Source organism: Caballeronia sp. LZ024, assembly GCF_031451455.1.
GTDB classification, from domain to species: domain Bacteria; phylum Pseudomonadota; class Gammaproteobacteria; order Burkholderiales; family Burkholderiaceae; genus Caballeronia; species Caballeronia telluris.
This window is the reverse complement of sequence record NZ_JARUXL010000026.1, coordinates 1-2,404: the sequence shown is the minus strand read 5'-3', so window position 1 is coordinate 2,404 and position 2,404 is coordinate 1. Positions and strand designations below refer to the sequence as shown.

Here is a 2,404-nt window from a genome sequence, read left to right as displayed (position 1 = left end):
GTGCGGCAGCAACTCGTCAAGCCGGCTGGCGGGCTGTGTAGGGAGCCGCGTCATGATGTCTTTCAGATAGGCATAGGGATCGTGCCCATTAAGCTTGACCGACTGGATGAGACTCATCACTGCAGCCGATCGCTTGCCTGCTCGCGCGGAACCCGCGAAGAGCCAGTTCCCTCTGCTGACGGCAATCGGCCTTATCTGGTTCTCGCACCAATTGTTATCGACGGGAAGCTGCGGATCGTCGAGATATCGGGTGAGCGCTGCCCACCGCCGCAGACTGTAGTCGAGCGCCTTCGCTATGGACGAACCTTCGTTCACGTGTGCACGCTGCAGAACCATCCAGGTGTGCAATGCTTCGGCGACGGGACGCGCGCATCGTTGGCGAAGTTCCAATCGATTCTCGGGGGAGAGATCACGCGCCTCGCGCTCGACATCGTACAGCTGGCTGATGTAGCGCAAGGCATCTTCGGCAATCTGGCTTCGACTGGCAACATGCAAGTCGTAGAACTTACGGCGCGCGTGGGCCAGGCAACCAACCTCGGTCACGCCTTGGGCAAACAGCTGCTTATAGCCCGCGAAGTCATCGCACACCAAGTGGCCGCGCCATGGGTCAAGGAAGGCTCGCGCATGTTCGCCCGCGCGGCTCTCGGCAAAGTCGTAGACAACCGCCTTCAATGGTTCGAATGCTCCCGGGCAATAAGTCCAGAGATAAGCGCGGTGCGTCTTCCCCTTTCCCGGACTGAGCATCGAAATCGGTGTCTCGTCGGCGTGCAACACGCGATGCTTCAGGATCTTCTCTTTTAGCGCGTCGATTAACGGCTGCAGTTGAACGCCACACGTGCCCACCCATTGGCCCAGTGTTGATCGGGGAATGGCCAGGCCGGCACGCGCGAAGATGCGTTCTTGTCTGTACAGCGGAAGGTGATCACCGTGTTTCGAAACAAGCACGTGAGCCAGCAGGCCCGCCGTCGGGATGCCCTTATCGATGACGTGCGCCGGCACCGGTGCCTGAGTTAAGGTTTCGCAGCGAGCGCACACCCATTTGCCACGAACGTGACGCTCGACGGTGAACACGCCCGGCGTGTAATCGAGCTTCTCGCTGACATCCTCGCCGATGCGCTTGAGCTCACAGCCACAGCCGCAGACGGTCGACTCGGGCTCGTGATGGACATTGACACGTGGAAGGTTCGCCGGAAGCGGCGCCCGGCGCGGTTTGTTCGGCGCGCCTTTGGTCTTTGGCTCGGTGGACAGCCTCTCCAACTCGAGTTCGATGGCGGCCAGGTCGGCATCGCTAGCTTCATCGAGCAGGCTTTGCTGCTCGTGACCGAGCTTCTCGCTTCGGGCCGCAAACTTCCAGCGTTTAAGTACGGCCATTTCGTGCGTGAGTTGCGCGAGCTTCGCGTCGCTGAATCGTAGTGCTGCTTCCGTGCGATCGACGATGTGTTGTTTCGCCTGGACTTCGGTCATCAATTCCAGGGCGAGCGCACGCAGATCGTCTGCGCTCATGTCCTGGAGTTGTGTCCTATCGATCATGACCAATAGTGTGCCAAAGCCCGTGCAACAAGGGTATTGGCACACGCACCGATTGCCGCGGGCCGGCTCACACCACGCGAATCACGCCGTCCTTGCCAATGCGCTGCCACGGCAATCCGAGCACGAGTCCGGCCAGTTGCTCCTGCGTGATCGCCCGGCGCGTGTCAGTTCCGGGCTGCGGCCAGACGAACTGTCCCTGGTTCAGCCGTCGTGCTGCCAGCCAGATTCCGATTCCGTCATGCACGAGCACCTTCATGCGGTTGGCCCGACGGTTGGTGAAGAGATAGGCGTGGTGGGGATGAGCAGCGTCAAACACGGCAACCACGCGCGCGAGTACTGTATCGAAACCCGCTCGCATGTCCAGCGGGTCGACTGCGAGCCACGCCTCGTCGATGCGGATCACTTCAGCCACTCGCGTAACCACGCTGCGCACTGGGCCGCGTCTGACGTCGGCCAACTGACCGTGATTGATTGATGGCCGCGCCTTACTTCGACGCGTATTTCCCTTTGATGACTATTCGCATCGCTTACTTGAAGTGGGACGAAAGCAGGTGGTATGGGCGCCGCCGCTGACGGCTTCATTGCCACGACATCACTGCCCGTCGTCGTTGCGCCGCTCTCGGCTTTCTCCAACCAACGCCGCAGCAAGTTGGCATTCAGTTTATGCATCAACGCGATCGCGGCAACCGACACGCCTGGTCCCTGGCAGGCTGCGACTACTTCCGCTTTGAATTCATCCGTGTATCGCCGCCGTTTGCGGCGACCCAAAGGGGCATCCTGGTCATTAGTGTTCACTTGTCCACCTATTCGTTAAGTGGACACGATGCTCCCAAGGCTGCTACATCGATTCAAGATGCCATCACCGGGCGCTTAC

General features: G+C 60.3%; 3 protein-coding genes. All 3 read right to left on the bottom strand.

Features of this window, described 5'->3' with window-relative positions; genetic code table 11:
* A partial coding sequence (gene tnpC, locus QCE48_RS31510) for an IS66 family transposase (protein ID WP_309794461.1) occupies window positions 1–1,530 on the bottom strand: 1,530 nt, incomplete at its 3' end.
* Window positions 1,531–1,597: 67 nt separating this feature from the next.
* Entirely contained in the window at window positions 1,598–1,933 is a 336-nt protein-coding gene (gene tnpB, locus QCE48_RS31505) for an IS66 family insertion sequence element accessory protein TnpB (RefSeq protein ID WP_035936668.1), read from the bottom strand.
* Window positions 1,930–2,325: an IS66-like element accessory protein TnpA gene (gene tnpA / locus QCE48_RS31500; protein WP_075584344.1), complete on the bottom strand. Its 396-nt coding sequence runs from the start codon at window positions 2,323–2,325 to the stop codon at window positions 1,930–1,932. Before tnpA ends, tnpB begins: the two co-directional genes overlap by 4 nt.
* Between the last annotated feature and the right edge of the window lie 79 nt (window positions 2,326–2,404).